At 52.7% G+C, this 17,732-nt stretch carries 16 protein-coding genes; 7 read left to right on the forward strand and 9 right to left on the reverse strand.

Translation table 11 applies throughout. From position 1 onward, the window contains the following. Positions 1 to 39: 39 nt before the first annotated feature. On the reverse strand, positions 40 to 408 hold the full coding sequence (locus ACL2XF_RS25815; RefSeq protein WP_413727754.1) for a hypothetical protein: 369 nt from the start codon (positions 406 to 408) through the stop codon (positions 40 to 42). An 8-nt stretch (positions 409 to 416) separates the two neighbouring features. Continuing rightward, entirely contained in the window at positions 417 to 2,072 is a 1,656-nt protein-coding gene (locus ACL2XF_RS25820; RefSeq protein ID WP_413727755.1) for an inositol phosphate phosphatase SopB, read from the reverse strand. A gap of 230 nt (positions 2,073 to 2,302) precedes the next feature. Here ACL2XF_RS25820 and ACL2XF_RS25825 point away from each other — a divergent pair, with 230 nt between their 5' ends. Beyond that, complete coding sequence (locus ACL2XF_RS25825; protein ID WP_413727756.1) at positions 2,303 to 2,692, forward strand: VOC family protein; 390 nt, start codon at positions 2,303 to 2,305, stop codon at positions 2,690 to 2,692. Further along, positions 2,682 to 4,004, forward strand: coding sequence for a tRNA lysidine(34) synthetase TilS (gene tilS, locus ACL2XF_RS25830; RefSeq protein ID WP_413727757.1), 1,323 nt, complete (start codon positions 2,682 to 2,684; stop codon positions 4,002 to 4,004). Before ACL2XF_RS25825 ends, tilS begins: the two co-directional genes overlap by 11 nt. A 56-nt stretch (positions 4,005 to 4,060) precedes the next feature. Here the strand turns inward: tilS and rof are convergent, their stop codons facing one another. Then, on the reverse strand, positions 4,061 to 4,318 hold the full coding sequence (gene rof / locus ACL2XF_RS25835; protein WP_410013735.1) for a Rho-binding antiterminator: 258 nt from the start codon (positions 4,316 to 4,318) through the stop codon (positions 4,061 to 4,063). 258 nt (positions 4,319 to 4,576) lie between these two features. Here rof and ACL2XF_RS25840 point away from each other — a divergent pair, with 258 nt between their 5' ends. The 4 genes from ACL2XF_RS25840 to ACL2XF_RS25855 all read left to right on the forward strand — a co-directional run bounded on the left by ACL2XF_RS25840 (position 4,577) and on the right by ACL2XF_RS25855 (position 11,120). Further along, positions 4,577 to 5,125: a YaeQ family protein gene (locus ACL2XF_RS25840; RefSeq protein WP_413721324.1), complete on the forward strand. Its 549-nt coding sequence runs from the start codon at positions 4,577 to 4,579 to the stop codon at positions 5,123 to 5,125. Between the two features lie 265 nt (positions 5,126 to 5,390). Beyond that, positions 5,391 to 5,999 (forward strand): hypothetical protein, encoded by a 609-nt coding sequence (locus ACL2XF_RS25845; protein WP_413727758.1) that lies wholly within the window; start codon positions 5,391 to 5,393, stop codon positions 5,997 to 5,999. 77 nt (positions 6,000 to 6,076) lie between these two features. Beyond that, entirely contained in the window at positions 6,077 to 10,396 is a 4,320-nt protein-coding gene (locus ACL2XF_RS25850) for a hypothetical protein (protein WP_413727759.1), read from the forward strand. Positions 10,397 to 10,403: 7 nt separating this feature from the next. After that, complete coding sequence (locus ACL2XF_RS25855) at positions 10,404 to 11,120, forward strand: hypothetical protein (protein WP_413727760.1); 717 nt, start codon at positions 10,404 to 10,406, stop codon at positions 11,118 to 11,120. Positions 11,121 to 11,196: 76 nt separating this feature from the next. Here the strand turns inward: ACL2XF_RS25855 and proS are convergent, their stop codons facing one another. The 6 genes from proS to metN all read right to left on the reverse strand — a co-directional run bounded on the left by proS (position 11,197) and on the right by metN (position 16,909). Continuing rightward, positions 11,197 to 12,924, reverse strand: a complete 1,728-nt coding sequence (gene proS, locus ACL2XF_RS25860) for a proline--tRNA ligase (protein ID WP_413727761.1) — start codon at positions 12,922 to 12,924, stop codon at positions 11,197 to 11,199. A gap of 169 nt (positions 12,925 to 13,093) precedes the next feature. Then, a complete protein-coding gene (gene tsaA, locus ACL2XF_RS25865; protein ID WP_413727762.1) occupies positions 13,094 to 13,828 on the reverse strand; it encodes a tRNA (N6-threonylcarbamoyladenosine(37)-N6)-methyltransferase TrmO in 735 nt (244 codons plus the stop codon). After that, positions 13,825 to 14,235 (reverse strand): Rcs stress response system protein RcsF, encoded by a 411-nt coding sequence (gene rcsF, locus ACL2XF_RS25870; RefSeq protein ID WP_410013740.1) that lies wholly within the window; start codon positions 14,233 to 14,235, stop codon positions 13,825 to 13,827. The genes tsaA and rcsF overlap by 4 nt, the downstream gene beginning before the upstream one ends. A 116-nt stretch (positions 14,236 to 14,351) precedes the next feature. Then, the gene (locus ACL2XF_RS25875; RefSeq protein ID WP_410013741.1) at positions 14,352 to 15,167 is read right to left on the reverse strand and encodes a MetQ/NlpA family lipoprotein; all 816 of its coding nucleotides are present in this window, start codon (positions 15,165 to 15,167) and stop codon (positions 14,352 to 14,354) included. A 64-nt stretch (positions 15,168 to 15,231) separates the two neighbouring features. Beyond that, a complete protein-coding gene (locus ACL2XF_RS25880; RefSeq protein WP_410013742.1) occupies positions 15,232 to 15,885 on the reverse strand; it encodes a methionine ABC transporter permease MetI in 654 nt (217 codons plus the stop codon). Next, on the reverse strand, positions 15,878 to 16,909 hold the full coding sequence (metN, locus tag ACL2XF_RS25885) for a methionine ABC transporter ATP-binding protein MetN (RefSeq protein ID WP_410013743.1): 1,032 nt from the start codon (positions 16,907 to 16,909) through the stop codon (positions 15,878 to 15,880). Before metN ends, ACL2XF_RS25880 begins: the two co-directional genes overlap by 8 nt. A 188-nt stretch (positions 16,910 to 17,097) precedes the next feature. Here metN and gmhB point away from each other — a divergent pair, with 188 nt between their 5' ends. After that, a complete protein-coding gene (gene gmhB, locus ACL2XF_RS25890) occupies positions 17,098 to 17,670 on the forward strand; it encodes a D-glycero-beta-D-manno-heptose 1,7-bisphosphate 7-phosphatase (RefSeq protein ID WP_410013744.1) in 573 nt (190 codons plus the stop codon). Positions 17,671 to 17,732 lie beyond the last annotated feature (62 nt).

Consider the following 17,732-nt stretch of genomic DNA (forward strand, 5'->3'; position numbering starts at 1 on the left):
CCCCGGGCCGGCAAAGGCGGCGGCCGTGTCGGCCCATCTTCAGGCAAAGCGGCCGGCGGCCTGATGCCATGGGCCCGGATCAAAGCGTTCAATGGCGCAGGTAATTTCCGCAATATATGCACTGAATCTCTCCATCATGTCGTCGAAATCATCGTGCTGCCTTAGGGTTAATCTGGCCAGGATCAGATTATCGGCGGCGCAGAAGCTGATATCGCTTTTGCCATTTAGCGCTAACAGCTCTAGTAATTGCATCTGCTGCGCCGGCACGGGAAAACAGGGACAAAGCAAGATGATATCCTTATCTGTTTCATCAAAATAAATAACCACATCTTCATTAATGTATAATGTGTTTTCTTCATGGGGGATAATATTATAACGGTCGTATAAACCCTGCAAAAAGGTTTCCATACTCTCTCCTATACGTATTTAGAAAATCCTTCTGCCTGGTCGGCTATTCTTTTATCGCCAATGCTGCGGCGCAATGTTAATTTGCCGAATAAAAAATTAAATATTTTATTATTCTTCAAACATTTGTTGCCGGGGACGCCGGCGTTATGTTGCTGGATTTGCATATTTCCGCTGTTGAGCATCACTTTCTGCATCAGCGTTTTGTTCTCTGCATCAGGCAATACACTGTCTGCATCGGTTTTACGCAGGTATTGACTTACAGCCTGATGCTTAATGACCGCATCCATTATACCGGTGCGGTCTTTTCCGCTCTTGCAGTTCCAGCAGGGGGTAATGCCTATTTCATGGGATAATAACGCCACCCGCACGGCCGCCTTGTACGGCTCGCCTTTATCGGCACGGTACGTCTTCTTGGCCCAAATCTGTTTCAGTTCGCTGGCAAGCGAAGAAACCCTGTCGGCATTATCCGGCCGGGAAGCGAGATATTGCCCCACCCAGCCTCCGTGCGCCGAGCCGGGGGAAAGATCCTTGCCGAGCAGCTTGACCAGGGCGGAGCGATTATAAGCGCCGGCGGTGTTATGTCCCAAATGCAGCCGTTTCAACGCCAGCTCATTGACCCCGAAATTAAAGGCGGCGATGTCAAGGCGCAGGGTGACCCGCACCATTTCGCCTTTCTCGTTCCTGATAGGTATTTCAACCGGGCCGGCGCCCAGTTTCTCCCAGGCTTCCATCTGATCCCTGAATTGTGATTCCTCCGTTGACGGCCCGATATCCACCGGTGTCAGCAGGCTCGTCGACGTAAGCGGCAATACTACCGTCTGGCCCGCCAACGCCGCGGCCAGTTTTTCCGGATGCAGGAACAACGCGGCGGCGGCCACTTCCCTGGCCCGATTCAACGCGCCTTGTTGACGTTCCGCGCTGCCCGCTTTCAGGCCGAAGGGACTCAGTACGCCGTGGCGGATGCCGGAAAACAGCGGATCCCGGTTATCGTCTCCCGCGTAAAACGTCGAGATCCACATATTCATCGCATGGGTGGTTTCCTCATTGGATTTACTGCTGATCCCTTTGTTAGCGTAGCCCGCGGCAAAAATATCCTGATCACCCAGTTTTATTTGACCCGCGGGTATTAATGTACTGTTAAAGTGAGTACCGCGAAAACGAAAACTGTCTTCAACGGTATTCCAATCCAGATTGTTCAATACATCTTTACTGGACGTATTAAAAAGCGCTTTGGCCTCGCTGCTGGCTTTGCGGGAACTGCATCCGCTGTGTTTCTTTATAAAATTGGCTAACAATTTTATAATCCCTTTTTCCAGCGCCAGTACGGCCTTGTAATCCTTATTTTCCCTGGGCGTATCATCATCGTCTTTTTCATTATCCAGCATGACGGCAAAATAATTTACGCCTTCGTCGTCGCCCAATTTCTCCGCGGCGCCGAGCCCTGTCGCCAGCGCCAGCCTGCGCCGCGCCGCAATCGGGGAGCGTGGGAAACCGGCGGCTGAAGGCCTGCCCATGATATTGACCGGATGACTGATACGCGGCGCTTTCAAATGCGCAAATGTTCCGGTAACCGCCTCGCAAGGGCTAATACCCGCCACTTGACCGGTAGCGAACCGGCTGGGGTCGGCTGGACGATTAATAAGGATGTGGGAGGAACTGCTCATGGCGTTACCTGTTGCTATGCATCAATTTAATGGAAGGTGTATATAATTTAATCAGATGCTAAATCAATGAAATGGATAATTCCAGGCATTACTCCGGGCGTGAGCGTTTTATGCATCTTGCCGCGCGCATGACAGGCGGGCGAGGGCGGAGAGAGTGTGGTAAATTGCCTTTGAACGCCGGGCGGCAAACCCGGGCAACGCGCATTAACGGAATAAAAAGGACTATGCCGATGCTAAAACTACAGCAGGTGCACCATATCGCCATCATCGCGTCGGATTACCCGCGCAGTAAGCAATTTTATTGCGACATCCTGGGGTTCACGTTGTTAAGCGAGGTATATCGCGCCGAACGCGATTCCTGGAAAGGCGATTTGGCGCTCAATGGCGCCTATATTATCGAGCTGTTCAGTTTTCCCAACGCGCCGGCCAGGGTCAGCCGCCCGGAGGCCCGCGGTTTGCGCCACCTGGCGTTCAGCGTGGCGGACGTCGCCGCGGCCGTCAGCGCGCTTCATATCGACGGCGTCGACTGCGAGCCGATCCGCATCGATCCCCTGACCGGCAGGCGCTTTACCTTTTTCGCCGATCCCGACGATCTGCCCCTGGAACTCTATGAAGCCTGATGACGGTGAGGCGCTCTGCCGCCATATCGCCGCCAGGCTTGAGCGGCGCAGAACGGTGCTGGTGGCCCTGAGCGGCGGACTGGACTCCACGGTGCTGTTGGATGCGCTGGCATGCCTGCGCGGGCGGCAACTGCCCGATCTCGCCCCGCGCGCGGTCTATGTTCATCATGGCTTGAGCGCCCATGCCGATGATTGGGCGCAGCATTGCCAGGCGCTGTGCCGCCATCTGGCGATTCCGTTCCAGCAGGTCAGGGTGAGCGTGGATCCCGCCGACGGCGGTATTGAAGCGGCGGCGCGCTCCGCGCGTTACCAAGCGCTGGCCCAGGCGCTGCTGCCCGGAGAGACATTGCTGACCGCCCAGCATCAGGACGACCAAAGCGAAACGCTGCTGCTGGCGCTAAAACGCGGCAGCGGACCGGCCGGATTGTCGGCCATGGCCGCCGCGTCGCCTTTCCACGGGCACGAGCTGCTGCGTCCTTTACTCGATATCAGCCGGGCGCAGCTGCGCGACTATGCCGAAAGCCGGCGCTTACGCTGGATTGAGGATGAGAGTAACCAGGATCAACGCTTCGATCGTAATTTTCTGCGCCTGCGCATTCTCCCTGTGCTTAAGGAGCGCTGGCCCCATTTCAGCCGGGCGGCGGCGCGCAGCGCTACGCTTTGCGCCGAACAGGAAACCCTGCTCGACGAGCTGCTCGCCGAGACGCTGCAACAATTAACCCGCGATGACGGCTCACTCGAACTGGCGCCGATGATGGGCATGAGCGCTATCCGGCGCGCGGCCGTATTGCGCCGCTGGCTGGCGTCGTTTGGCATGGCCATGCCCGCGCAGGAACAACTGGCCAGGATCTGGCAGGAGGTTGCGTTAAGCCGCCAGGACGCCGAGCCCATGATGCGGCTGGGTGACCGGCAGATCAGGCGCTTTCGCCAACGCTTGTTTATCCTGCCGCTGTGGCCCCCGCTCAGGGGGCGGGTGCTATTATGGGAGGACACCGGACAACCGCTGCCGCTGCCGGAGGATCTCGGTCTACTGCGCCTGGGTTCCAGCGGCGGGGCGGTGCGCCGGCCGCGGATGGACGAGCGGGTAAGCGTGCAGTTTTCGGCGACCGGTACCCTGCATATCCTGGGCCGGCGCCATGGACGATCGGTAAAAAAATTATGGCAGGAGCTGGGTATCGCGCCCTGGCAACGCGAGCGCACACCTCTGGTGTATTACAATGAGCAACTGATAACCGCACCCGGCATCTTTATTACTCGCGAAGGACAGGCCGGGGAGGAGGAAACAGGCCTGAATGTGGAATGGATACGATAGAGTTACGCTAACGGGTAGCAATCCTACTGCCCGTCAGGAAGGAAGGGGCGCGGGGGTTATTCGCTAACCACCACTGTACCGAGTTCAGGATGGGTGAAACTGGCAATATGGTCCAGCCGTATTTCATGGCTGCCGCCAGCGTCATCGATAACCAGATACTCGACATGTTTTCTTGAGATCATATCGCGCGCCGTGCCGGCAACGGTATCTCCATTCTTAAGCGTCAGAGTGAGGACCCAGTGGCGCTGACAGGCGAGCTCAAGATTATCGTAATCATCACAATTAATGGGTTGATATTCTTCATTCGTTGACATAATAGCTCACCTACTTGTTACGGCGGTAAATACCGCCTGTTCCCTGAGGGAGGATGAAGTGCGATTTTCATCCGCCGCTCATCCCGCCTACATCTTTCAACAGTATTTCCTTATCAGACTATAGCACAGAGCGCCCCTATCCCTGGAATAAATGGTTTAGGAATTAATAGAGCCAGCACTATGCATTTACCGCTTTTCTGGCGGCCGACGGGCGATGTCAGGTACACTGCCGGGCAAAGCATATCTTACGGAATCACCATGGCGTTAAAAGCGACTGTACATAAAGCGGCGGTCAACATCGCCGATATGGACCGGAATTATTTTTCCGATGTTAATCTGGTACTGGCCCAGCATCCCTCGGAAACACCGCAGCGCATGATGCTGCGGCTGCTGGCATGGATTTATCATGCCGACGATCGCCTGGAGTTTACCCGCGGCCTCAGCGCCGAAGATGAGCCTGCATTATGGCTGCGCAACGATCACGGTGAACCGGAGTGGTGGATTGAGCTGGGGCTGCCGGAGGAAAAACGGCTGCGTAAAGCCTGCCACCTGGCGCGCAATGTGGTGCTCTATGCCTATAACGAGCGCGCGGCGCGGATTTGGTGGCGACAGGTCGAGCCAATATTATCCCAGCACGACAATCTGAGCGTTTATTTTGTCGACGATGCGCAAATGGCGCAGCTGGCCGCGCTGGCGGCGCGTAATATGTCTTTGCAGGCAACACTGCAGGACGGATTGATGTGGCTGTCGGATCAGCAAACTCAGCTGGAAATTACCCTGGCGACCTGGAAAAACGCGGCTGGCTAAGGACTTTGGCTGCGCCGATAAGCCCGGGCCGCGCAGCGGCGTCGACGATGCATCCCCAGAAAAAGTTGCGCGGTTCATGGCGAATGGCCCGCGTAATAAACGCTATTTAATATCCCCCCGGCACCGGCGCAGCGTAATGATTAAATATTGATTAACCTGATCCGCGGTTGACGCTTAGCCGCCGCAAAAGATAATGTTCGCCATTGATTATAGCCTCTTCCAATCATCAACCTGATCACCGTGAATAAAAAAGGATATAATATCTATGCTAATAGCGAATGCAACTCAACTTTTTTCTATTATTTCTTTCTTTAATAATAAAACGAAAATAAATAATTCGCCGCAAGTCACCTGGGGAGCGCATAGTCTAACCAACGTTTCAAATAGAGAACAACATGGGGAGGGCGTCACAATACGTCAGTTTAAGAATGATGAAAATAAATTTTATGGCAATAAAGATATATTAAAGGCTTCGCATCCAGTAATCAATGATACGTTGCTGTACTATTTGCGCTATGGCAGTGAGGCTATCTCCGGCAATAAATGGCTGGAGGAATTACCGCCTGAGGAACAACGGGAGGCGAGAGGAGTACTTTGCGCAGTCAGAGATGCCGCTGAACGCGTTCATCCGCTATCCCGGCAAAAGATTCGATTTACCGCGGCGCTGCTTGAGGCGTTCGCCTCGATCAGACTGCCCGGTTTCTCTCTTATGCCATCAAAAATATATCCAGGATGGGACGATAGCGAGGCTATCGCCCCGCTAAAGGCGCAGCCAGCCCGGGATGGATCGCCATACCCCGCCATTATTACCCGCTGCGTGGTTCCCGCGGAAAGAATATCGCAAGGCAAAATAAAAAAAAAGCAGAGCAGATAAGCGATAAAATCTTACGTGGCAGAAGGCAAATAACTGATGAAGCTCAATCACCCGCTTGTGCAAGCCAGGAAGAGCACATGGCGTATTGGCGGACGTTGCGTGAAAAAATAAATACATATTCTCAGATGAACGCGGCCATGGATAAACCGACAGCAGATGGACATTATCCTTCTCTACCCGATTTGGCGCCTGTTAACCCGAATCCCAACCGAAATAACATGTCCCGACACCACATGATGCTGGAACGTAATCAATGGCTGCATACATTCGGTGTTTCCCAAGAGTTTCCGGCGGCACGTGATAACGTGACCCTGAATTTTGTTGATATGATGTTAAGTGACCTGGTACAGAGAAAATACGGCCTGTCCCTGACGGCGCATCAACTTTCCAGAAAAATCTCCCTGCTTATTCTTTTTATGAAACACGACCGCAAAGGCATGCAGCCGACAACGCATATAAAAGAAGGGATCTATAGCGTCCGGCAACTGTTGCTAAAGGAATTCTCTAATGCCATATTAAATATAGGTAATAATGCAAAAGAAGATAATGATTATATCATTATTAAAACTACCATTTTGGGATCTGATAAGGAAAATTTTCTCTCCTATCTGGAATTTATTATTAATGGTGACGCCATCACCCTGACGGCTGAGCTAGAACGGTTGCTTGAATACTTTGGTGCTAGTACGGATATCAGCGCCGCTTATATTACTATGGCTAAAAACCGGATGGTCGCGGCGTTGTTCCCATTTATGGCCAGCGACGCGGATCGTGATTTACGAAATATGATTGATCGCTGGATGGATGGACTGATAGGCGAGCGGCTGATCAGTGTGGCTACCCCTGAAGGCCGGTTCACTGTTCCGGGCATTGTCGCTATCGCCGAGCCAACAGGCGGGTTATTTATCTCCCTGGCAACGGGCAGAATTTATCTTTGGACTCCTGACGACGCATCCACCGCATTAAAGCACTTTATCGCCGGGCACCTCTCGATTCAACATAAAGCATGGCTAGAATCAACCAGTCTGACACCAAGGTTGAATAAGCCTGCCTGTATTTTAGAATCCACTATCGTGTTGATCAATCAGGTCAATATTTGGGAACGTTTAAGACATCTGGATATGGAAAAACTGGACGAGCATATTGGTTATAATGCTCTGGTTTCAACCAATCCAAACGATGCCGGCCCTGATGACGTGACACAACAGCGTTTACTGGCTGCAAGCAATGCCATTTCTCTGCTGGCGCTGTTTTTCAGCGGCGGTTCACCTGCGGGCTGTGCCGCCATGATACTGGGCGATATGCTGGCGGGTGCCGGTAGTGTTCTGCAACTGCAAAGCGCCGCCCGCGAACAGGACGCGCAAAGGCGCCAGAAGGGCTGGGAATCAGCCTTGTTAAGTATAGTGATTACCGGCATAACCGGCGCGGCGGATATCTATGGCGTGATAAAATCCTATGGTAGCCAGGGATACGCATTACTGCACGAGCAGGCGGGCAGGATCGGTGAATTGTTAAAGTCCGCCACCACCGCCACACAGGTGGCCGAGACTTTTACCAAAGGGGAAACACGCGATCGTATGGTCATGTTGGTTAAAGCGCTGGTAAATGAAGAAAAAGGTCGTTTAAATATCCTGGGAAATAACAACATTAAGGCGATGCTGCAAGTGTTTCAGCTATGTCGCCGGATAGATGATGAAACCTATCAATTTGCCAATGAACTTTATTTTTGGGATGAAAGTTCTAGTCCAAAAATAATTTTACGCGAAAGGGAGTCATTGCGTTTCATTCCCCCTGGCTATAAAGTTGCGGTAGTGGATAATTTAACCAATAAATTGACGCTATTATTGCTTAGTCTAGGTAACGACAGATTTGCCGGCTTTGGACTGCAAAAATTGGATCACTCTCTTTCCGCCTCGCAGTGGCAAGAAGTTGGCGGCGACGCCTTCATAATGAATAACCAGCAACTGATATTAAAGAATGGCAGGTCCGCCACCTTGTATGTTGAGGATTATAATGTGGTATCAACATCGACGTTAGACAAGGAAATTTTCAGTTATGATGATAATTTAGCCTTAAGGTTTCGTCGTTATTGCAATCGATTCAAATTTGAAGGGAATTTAAAACAAGCATTAAAAGGAGTGGAACGCTTTGCCATTAATCATGGATTTTATAATGTCCGTTATCGCGCACTATTTATTTTCGACCCAATTATAAATAGTGAAGTTATTCGCCATTACTTGTTGGCCGCTAAATATAAAAATATAGATTATCTACTTGAGCCTAATGCTGAAAATTTACGGTCTATAAAACTGCCTGACATCGAAGATGTGGCGATTTTAACTGAGGATAAATGGACCCTGAGCTTTAAAAATTCCGGTTCCGCCGCTTTGATCACTTATAAAGACTTCGCTACGGAACAACTGGCTCAAGATTATCAGGAAAGTTTTATGATTAGCCGCGACAATGAACAATTATTATTGTCGCCGCCGGGTTTCAGTGAATTGCTGCAGCCGGCTACGCCGATAACGTTTTCAACTTTTTTATCGCATTATGATGGCGTGGAACAACAGTTATTGCTGCAAAAAAAAATACGTAAATCCATTATCAAAGATCAAACGTCCAAAAACAGTTATGAATTTATTATATCGGTTATGCAAAAAGCCGGACAGCTCACGCTTAATCAGAAGGATAATTTATTGGCAGCATATAAAAAAAACTCCTCAGAAGCGATGCTTGAGATTATACCACATCCCTTTCAGATCAGGACTTATAGCGACATGCTGCGTATTGAACCGGGAAAACTGGTTCGTTTTACTAATCTTCAAGACAGTTCAATCTCACATCTGATGCTCAGCGTGGGTAACGGCAGGTTTACCGGGATGAATAATAGCCTGCTGGATGCGGAACTCAGTGATGAAAAATGCATTTTGATTACTGAGCAATTGGGACATTTCAAGGACGATGTGTTAGTTACTTATAACCAATGTAAAAGCTTTATGGTTGAAAAAGGGGATTTTCCGCACTCAAGCCCGACAAGCAAAAGTATCATGGATATTGCCAAAGAACTTAGCGCTAAAAGTTCCAACGAAAAAACCAGCATCCGTTTTGCACTGGAAATTTTAATTGCCGCTAAACATCTCGTACCTCAGCAAGCCGATGCGCTGGAACGTTTGGCAAGGCTAATGATCGGAAAAATGGATGGTAATAGGATATCAATAATAAAGCTCAATAAATTTATGGTTATAGATAAGTATATTGACAATAACGCTCAGCTTGCCAATGTGGCTGCCGGAAAGTTGTTGGTTTTTTATACCGATGATAAAGATTTTCATATGATGGTCAGCTTGGGGGACGATCGTTTTGCGGGACTTAACAATGATTATATCAATAATATGCTGAGGAGTGATCAGAGGATAGTTTCTTCGCAAGAGATAGGGGATATCACTAACGGCAGAAGGATCAATGATCAAAAATCCTTTAAGGTTGTGGTCGGAGAGGGTAATTTAGAAAAAAACCGGATTTCAGCATTATTAGGGCCTGATGGTCGTATTGACTACGTTCGCAACGGGCTAAATAGCCTGCAAATGGAAATAAAGGCCCATGGCGCCCTGGCTTCCATCAATCATTACGACGCCGTTGAACTATCAAATATTATTCTTGGGTTACATCGCTCGCTGCACCCGGATCAGCCTATTAGCCATATCGAGCTGATCTCGTGCTTTGGCGCGTTAGGGGGACGGCGCTCTTCCGCGCAGATTATTGCCGACAGGCTGGGTGCCACGGTAGAAAGTTATCGCGGGGTGATTACCGACAGTAAATCGCGTAATCGGGGGACGGGAGTTATGTTTAAGCCGCAGCGTGGCTGCGGTATTGAACGGCGGCGGGATAACGAGCGCTGGCACCGGCGTATCCATGATTTCATCGAGGACGCTCTTAGCCTCATTGGAAATTTGCCATTCCAGCGCCACAGCAGGGCGGTTAGTGAAAACATTCCCTTCGGCATGGTGGTAATTGATGTGCTGCATTTTCTCAGGAAAGAAATCGGCGCGCAAACGCTGATGGCTTATTATCCCGGCCTGATGACGGCGGAATCCCTTTATCAGGCCAGCTTGCTGGCAAACCCCACCGGGGATGAGGAAACGCTTATCGCCGCCATGCTGACCATTTTTTATGGCAGCCGGACTATGAGCAACGCCCTGGATGCCTATATTTTGTCGCGGGAATATAAGGAGATGCCGGCGGGGACTCTCGTCGTGGACGGACAAGATTTACGCCATCCGCTGCATTGGCGGGATGTCCTGCCGTCGCTGGACACCTTCCGGCAGTCTCCCCTCGATCGTTGTTTCCAGGAATCTGCTGAGCAAGAGCAATATTTATATCTCTTTAACGGACGATAAAGATCATTTGAGAGAATATCTCATCCGCCTGGGTAGTGAATGCCATCGCAAGACATTATGGCCACTTTTACTGGCTAATTTTTTCAAGGAAAAATCTGCTTTCTTTCCCATTATGGCGGGCGTCAGAGATCAGGATATTTTAAGCATGGGATTTGATTTCTCGCATTTTCATTTTTATCTTAATTCCTGGTTAAGGTCTGATTTCAGCCTGCAAATCGATATGACCACCGACGAACCCAGGCTTGATCCCATTCAGCCCGCGCACTATGTTCATTTTAGCGAAACAGGCGGAAGGCGTACCGATACGCGCGATGATATCGGATTAGGGCATTCCCTGTTGGTGGAACAAGTAGGGCGGCTCGCTTTGCAAATGAATGAGACGTTAATCGTTGACCGCCCCGGCGGGCCCGATAATGGTGAAAATAACGGTTCGACAATGTCCCCTTTGCCGTCAACGCCAAGGGTGGTCATCACACTGCTGGAAAACAGGGAAAGGCTGGTGATGTTGCAAAGGAATATTCCAAGCGAAATATTTTCCGACCAGGGAGAGATCGCTTTTTTTATTGCCACCGAAGTTAATAAATATACCGAAACCATTAAGCTTGGCGCCAAGGATCATCTGGATATTAGACCGGTAAAATCGAACAGCCGCAACTTTATCTATGGTGACCCGGGCATCCTGCAAAAAAGCTGGATATTGATCAATCTCATTCACAATGATTAACAGATGGCGGGTTTAATCCGGCGATCGGAAAAAACGGCCGGCATATTGCCGGCCGGATAGTGGGCGGATTACCGGCTTAACGGCCGGCGTTGCTGATTTCAGCCACCAGATAGTCGACGATAGCGCTGATTTTCATCATCTGCTTTTCGCCAATCCGGCGGTGTTTATATTCAATCTCTTCGCTGTCGAGATTGCGGTCGCCGATAACAATGGTGTGCGGTATGCCAATCAGCTCCATATCGGCGAACATGACGCCCGGGCGCTCCTTGCGATCGTCGAGCAATACGTCGATGCCTTTGGCGCGCAACGCGTTATAGATGCCTTCCGCCGCATCCTTGACCCGGAAGGATTTATGCATGTTCATCGGCAGGATGGCGACCTGGAACGGAGCAATGGCTTCTGGCCAGAGGATGCCGCGCTCATCGTGGTTTTGCTCAATCGCCGCCGCGACCACCCGGGAAATGCCGATACCGTAGCAGCCCATGGTCAAGGTTTGGTTACGGCCGTCCTCGCCCTGAACGGTGGCATTCATCGCCTGGGAATATTTGGCGCCCAGTTGAAAAATATGGCCGACTTCAATGCCGCGCTTAATCTGCAGCGTGCCCTTGCCGTCCGGGCTGGCATCGCCTTCCACGACTTTGCGCAGATCGGCGGTTTCCGCCAGCGGCAGATCCCGTTCCCAGTTAATGCCGAAATAATGCTTGCCGTCGGTATTGGCGCCGGCGCTGAAATCGCTCATCGCCGCCACGCTGCGGTCAATCACCAGCGGAATCGGCAGGTTGACCGGCCCGAGGGAACCGGGGCCGGCGCCGACGGCCGCGCGAATTTCTTCTTCGCTGGCGAACTCAAGAGGGCTTGCCACCTGCGGCAGTTTCTCCGCCTTGATTTCATTAAGCTGATGATCGCCGCGTATCAGCAGTGCGACCAGCGCGTGGCCCGCCTCGTTATCGCCGTGAACGATCAGCGTCTTGACGGTTTTGCTCACCGGCAGGTTGAATTGTTCCACCAGTTCATTAATGGTCTTGGCGTTGGGCGTGTCCACCAGGCGCAGCTCTTCAGCCGGCTGCGCGCGCGGATGGGACGGGGCAACCGCTTCGGCCAGTTCGATATTGGCGGCGTAGTCCGAACCGCTGGCGAAAACAATATCGTCCTCGCCGCTGTCGGCCAGCACCTGGAACTCATGGGAGGCGTTGCCGCCGATGGAACCGGTATCCGCCTGTACGGCGCGGAAGTTCAGGCCGATACGATTGAAAATGGCGCTGTAGGCTTGGTACATGGCGTCGTAAGTCGCCTGCAGGGATTCCTGGCTGGTATGGAACGAGTAGGCGTCCTTCATCAAAAATTCGCGCGCGCGCATCACGCCAAAACGCGGGCGTACTTCGTCGCGGAATTTGGTCTGGATCTGGAAAAAATTCAGCGGCAGCTGTTTGTACGAACTGATTTCATTGCGCACCAGATCGGTAATCACTTCCTCATGGGTGGGGCCGAGCACGAACGGACGATCCCCGCGATCGACAAAACGCAGCAATTCCGGCCCGTACTGTTCCCAGCGTCCGCTCTCCTGCCATAGATCCGCCGGTTGCACCACCGGCATGGAAACCTCAATGGCGCCGGCGTTGTTCATCTCTTCACGCACGATGGCTTCGACTTTTCGCAGTACCCGCAGGCCGGTGGGCAGCCAGGTATACAGGCCGGATGCCAGCTTGCGGATCATTCCGGCGCGCAGCATCAGCTGATGGCTGATAACCTCGGCGTCGGCGGGGGTCTCCTTAAGGGTGGAGAGCAGATATTGAGTAGTACGCATGATAGTTGGGTTCCACAAGAACGGCTTAATGCCACAGGCTGCTTATCGGCAGCAAAGTATCAAAAGTGAATCAGTTTACCAGTGCAGGCGGGCGGCCAAAAGAGAGCAAATGGAAAAATCGCAAAAACCTGTCCGCGGCCGGTATGCGTTCGCCGGCGACGGCCGCTGATTACCGGCTCTCGCCTGCCGCGGCGCCGGGATAATCCTCGATCGACAGCACTTCGGTCACCTCGCCCAAGACACGCCAGCTGACATTAAAGGTCAGCAACAGCGCCGCGTAGGTGCGCTCGCCGTCGCGATCCCGGCGATAGGCTGGGCGCGGATCCTGCGCCAGCACATCGGTGAGGAACCGGCGCAAGTGGGGATAACGGCCCGCCAGCGCGGCCAGACGATGCTCCGCCGCTGTGGTAAAGGTTACCGCCATCGAAGCCGCGGGAGGATGCAGGGCGAAACCGGCCCGCGCCGCGGGGATGCTTTCGGCATAGGGCAGATAGGGTTTGATGTCCACCACCGGCGTGCCGTCCACCAAATCCAGGCTGCCCAGTTCCAGTATCACTTCCGCGCCCTGAAGGCGGATACCGCGCAGCGCCACCAGGGACATACCTATGGGGTTGGGGCGAAACGTTGAACGAGTGGCAAACACGCCGATACGGCTATTGCCGCCCAAGCGCGGGGGGCGCACCGTAGGATGCCAGCCCTGTTCCATCGTTTGGTGAAAGATAAACAGCAGCCAGATATGGCTGAACGCCTCCAGCCCGCGCACGGCGTCCGGCTGGTTATAGGGCGCCAGCAGCCGCAGTTCGCCGGTACCGTCCGGCACCAGTCCCGGCTGGCGGGGAACGGCAAATTTTTCTTTATAGGGCGAATGGATTACGCCGATTTGCCGCAGGGCGTATGCGCTCATTGCGAAACTTTCAACGCCGTGCCCTGGCAAACGGCCTGCTGATAGCATCCCGCCACCGCCCGCACCGTTTCACACTGGTGCAGCAATACCGCGTTGCCCTTCATATACGCCGCACGCATCTGCATTTCCTTGCGCGCCGCGGGCAGGCTTGGCGGTGGATCCTGCAAGCTCACCTGGCAGGTGGAGCCATACACTTCGCCCAGATCGCGGAACGGTTTACCGACCAGCTCTTCGGCGGATTTATACAGTTTGGCCGGCTGCGGGCGCGCGGGGGCCTTGTGGGCGGGCGGCGCGCTCTTGAACGGAGAGACGGGTGCGGCCTGGGTCGTCGTGGACGATGGGGGCGTATGGACCCATGCACACCCCGTCAACGAGAGCACCAAAATACATCCAGGTAAAGCACGCATACATTTTCCTCTGATTATTTTTATTTCAACGGCGCTATTGAATCAATCTACGGCATAAATAACAAGACGGGCCGTAGCCCGTCTGGTCAAAAACGCACGTTATTAATGTATAAAGATTACCAGCCCTTAACGGCGCCGCCATTGAAGACTTTATTGGCGGCATCGTTAACTTCATCGGATTCATATGCCTGCACGAATTTTTTTACATTTTCGGCATTTTTATTATCTTCGCGGGCCACGATCAGATTGACGTAGGGAGATTCCTTATCTTCCACGAACAGGCCGTCTTTCGCCGGGGTCAAGCCAATCTGGCTGGCATAGGTGGTGTTGATAATCGCCAGGGCAATTTGCTGATCGTCCAGGGAGCGCGGCAATTGTGGCGCTTCCAGTTCAACCAGTTTCAGGTTTTTCGGGTTGCCGACCACATCCAGCGCGGTTGGCTGCAGGCCGACGCCGTCCTTAAGGGTGATCAGGCCCACTTTCTGCAGCAGCAGCAAGGAACGGCCCAGATTGGTCGGGTCATTGGGCAGGGCTACCTGTGAGCCTGGCTTCAGTTCATCCAGGGATTTGATTTGTTTTGAATAACCGGCAATCGGATACACAAAGGTATTGCCCACGGGCGTTAGCTTATAACCGCGATCCTTGATTTGCTGATCAAGATAAGGTTTGTGCTGGAAGGCATTGGCGTCGATATCGCCTTTGCTCAACGCTTCGTTAGGCAGCACGTAATCGTTGAAGGTGACCAGCTCGACATCCAGACCATATTTTTCCTTCGCCACTTTTTGCGCCACTTCGGCAACCTGCTGTTCCGCGCCGACAATCACGCCGACCTTGATATGGTTTGGATCTTTTTCTTCCTGCCCGCAGCCTGCCAATGCCAGGGAACCGATCAACGCGCTGACGGTAGCCAGAGTTTTTATTTTAGAAAACATATCCCTTTCCTCTTGTGGATAAAGTTGCCGCAATGAAACGCCGGAATGGCAGTTTCATTATTGACTATTTATGGGTAACGGCTTTGACGATTCTATCGCCGCCGATTTGTATTAAAAACACCAGGATAACTAATAACGCCAAGACAATATTCATGATGGTCGCGTTATAACCGATATACCCGTACTGGATACCGATTTGACCCAGGCCGCCGGCGCCCACCGCCCCCCCCATGGCGGAATAGCCCACCAGGGTGATAAGCGTGATGGTGGCGGCGTTCACCAGGCCAGGCAGCGCTTCCGGCAACAGAACCTTGCGGATAATCTGCAGCGGCGTGGCGCCCATGGCGCGCGAGGCTTCAATCAGGCCGGCCGGGATCTCCAGCAGGGCGTTCTCCACCATGCGGGCGATAAACGGAGCGGCGCCGACGGTCAATGGGACAATCGCCGCCTGCAGGCCGATTGACGTGCCGACAATCATGCGGGTAAAGGGGATCATCCACACCAGCAGGATAATAAAAGGAATGGAGCGAAAGATATTCACCAGCGCCGAGGTTGTGCGATAGACCTTGCCGTTTTCGATAATCTGCCCGGGCCGGCTGATATACAGCAATACGCCGATGGGCAGTCCCACGACGAACCCCAGGAAACCGGAGACAAATGTCATCATCAGTGTTTCCCAGATTCCCTTGGCGAATAACGCCACCATGGCTTCAGACATAACCCAGTACCTCTACTTTAACGTGCTGCTGCTGCAAAAAGGCGATGGCGTCACGGGAATTTTGTTCATCCCCGGCCATTTCCGTCAGCATAATGCCGAACTTAACCCCACCGGCATAATCCATCTGCGCGCTGATTATATTATTGTTGACGTTAAAACGCCGGGCGGCCTCGGATAATAACGGCGCATCCACCGACTGGCCGGTAAACTCCAGCTGCAGAATGGGGATTTTACCCGCCGACGGCGCGTCGGTCATGCGCTCGCGATAGTCGTCCGGTATATCCAGATGCAGGGTGGACTTGATGAATTGCTGGGCCAGCGGCGTTTTGGGATGCGAAAACATTTCGCTCACGGTGTCCTGTTCGATCAATTCACCCTGGCTTATTACCGCCACCTGATCGCAGATGCGCTTCACCACGTCCATTTCATGCGTAATTAACAAAATGGTCAGGCCGAGGCGGCGATTGATATCCTTCAGCAAAGCCAAAATAGAACGGGTGGTGGCCGGATCCAGGGCGCTGGTGGCTTCATCGCACAGCAGCACCTTGGGGTTGCTGGCCAGCGCCCGGGCAATGGCGACCCGCTGTTTCTGGCCGCCGGACAGGTTGGCCGGATAGGCGTCGGCCTTATCCTCAAGCCCGACCAGGGTCAGCAGCTCATTGACCCGCGCGGTGATATCGCGCCTGGATAATTTATCCAATTCCAGCGGCAGGGCGATATTGCCGGACACGGTGCGCGAGGACAGCAAATTAAAATGCTGAAATATCATGCCGATTTGCCGGCGGGCGGCAATAAGCTGACGCTCAGGCAGGTTGGTAAGATCTTTACCATCGACCAGCACCGTACCCCTGGTGGGACGTTCCAATAAATTTACGCAACGGATAAGCGTGCTTTTACCGGCGCCGGAAGCGCCGATAACGCCATAAATCTGACCTGGCGCAACGTGCAGGGAAACATCCGACAGGGCATTAATAGTCAGGGCGCCCTGCGAATATTGCTTGGTAATATGAGAGAGTGTGATCATGCTTTTTTAGGGTTACTGGTTACCTGTTGCGAGAATAAATGGCACCTTTACGATATCCGCAGATATCAGCGTGCGTGGATGTTAGGGCGTCTAGACGGCTAAGTCAACTGGGTTTCATTTTCTCCGTTTCTCTTCGCCCGATAAAACATGCGATACTGGGCGCCGTTTATGTTGTCAGGAGCCAATCAGTGACACAGCCTGTCCCAGCTATATTTTTAGACCGCGATGGTACCATTAATGTCGATCACGGTTATGTACATGAGATCGATGAATTTCAATTTATCGACGGTGTTATCGATGCCATGCGGGAATTGAAAACCATGGGATTCGCCCTGGTGGTGGTGACGAACCAGTCCGGTATTGCACGGGGTAAATTTACCGAAGATCAGTTTATGCGCCTAACCGAGTGGATGGATTGGTCGCTGGCCGATCGCGACGTGGAATTGGACGGCATCTATTTCTGCCCGCATCATCCCGACGGCGTGGAAGGGGAATACCGCCAGGATTGCGACTGCCGCAAACCCAAACCCGGCATGCTGCTCGATGCGCAGCAGTTCCTGAATATCGATATGGCGGCCTCCTATATAGTAGGTGATAAGGCCGAAGACATGCTGGCGGGGCAAGCCGCGGGCGTCGGCGCCAAAGTGCTGGTGCGCAGCGGCAAGCCGCTGGACGAAAAGGCCCAGGCCCTGGCGGATTGGGTGATAGACAGTCTTGCGCAACTACCGGCTGCCATTAAACAGCATGCAAAAGGTGCATAACGGTTAGATTTTAACCGGTCGGTTAAAATGACGTTTTTTTTACTTGCCATTTTTCCGTACCC

The organism is Sodalis sp. RH19, assembly GCF_047324215.1.
Taxonomy (GTDB): Bacteria; Pseudomonadota; Gammaproteobacteria; order Enterobacterales; family Enterobacteriaceae; genus Acerihabitans.

Excerpts from the sequence above, each read along its gene's own strand:
- ACL2XF_RS25840 (WP_413721324.1), top strand. The coding sequence starts at position 4,577 with ATGGCGTTAAAAGCGACTGTACATAAAGCGGCGGTCAACATCGCCGAT.
- ACL2XF_RS25825 (WP_413727756.1), top strand. The coding sequence starts at position 2,303 with ATGCTAAAACTACAGCAGGTGCACCATATCGCCATCATCGCGTCGGAT.
- ACL2XF_RS25820 (WP_413727755.1), bottom strand. The coding sequence starts at position 2,072 with ATGAGCAGTTCCTCCCACATCCTTATTAATCGTCCAGCCGACCCCAGC.
- metN (WP_410013743.1), bottom strand. The coding sequence starts at position 16,909 with ATGATCACACTCTCTCATATTACCAAGCAATATTCGCAGGGCGCCCTG.
- ACL2XF_RS25875 (WP_410013741.1), bottom strand. The coding sequence starts at position 15,167 with ATGTTTTCTAAAATAAAAACTCTGGCTACCGTCAGCGCGTTGATCGGT.
- ACL2XF_RS25880 (WP_410013742.1), bottom strand. The coding sequence starts at position 15,885 with ATGTCTGAAGCCATGGTGGCGTTATTCGCCAAGGGAATCTGGGAAACA.
- tsaA (WP_413727762.1), bottom strand. The coding sequence starts at position 13,828 with ATGAGCGCATACGCCCTGCGGCAAATCGGCGTAATCCATTCGCCCTAT.
- ACL2XF_RS25815 (WP_413727754.1), bottom strand. The coding sequence starts at position 408 with ATGGAAACCTTTTTGCAGGGTTTATACGACCGTTATAATATTATCCCC.
- ACL2XF_RS25850 (WP_413727759.1), top strand. The coding sequence starts at position 6,077 with ATGGCGTATTGGCGGACGTTGCGTGAAAAAATAAATACATATTCTCAG.
- ACL2XF_RS25845 (WP_413727758.1), top strand. The coding sequence starts at position 5,391 with ATGCTAATAGCGAATGCAACTCAACTTTTTTCTATTATTTCTTTCTTT.
- tilS (WP_413727757.1), top strand. The coding sequence starts at position 2,682 with ATGAAGCCTGATGACGGTGAGGCGCTCTGCCGCCATATCGCCGCCAGG.
- rcsF (WP_410013740.1), bottom strand. The coding sequence starts at position 14,235 with ATGCGTGCTTTACCTGGATGTATTTTGGTGCTCTCGTTGACGGGGTGT.
- rof (WP_410013735.1), bottom strand. The coding sequence starts at position 4,318 with ATGTCAACGAATGAAGAATATCAACCCATTAATTGTGATGATTACGAT.
- proS (WP_413727761.1), bottom strand. The coding sequence starts at position 12,924 with ATGCGTACTACTCAATATCTGCTCTCCACCCTTAAGGAGACCCCCGCC.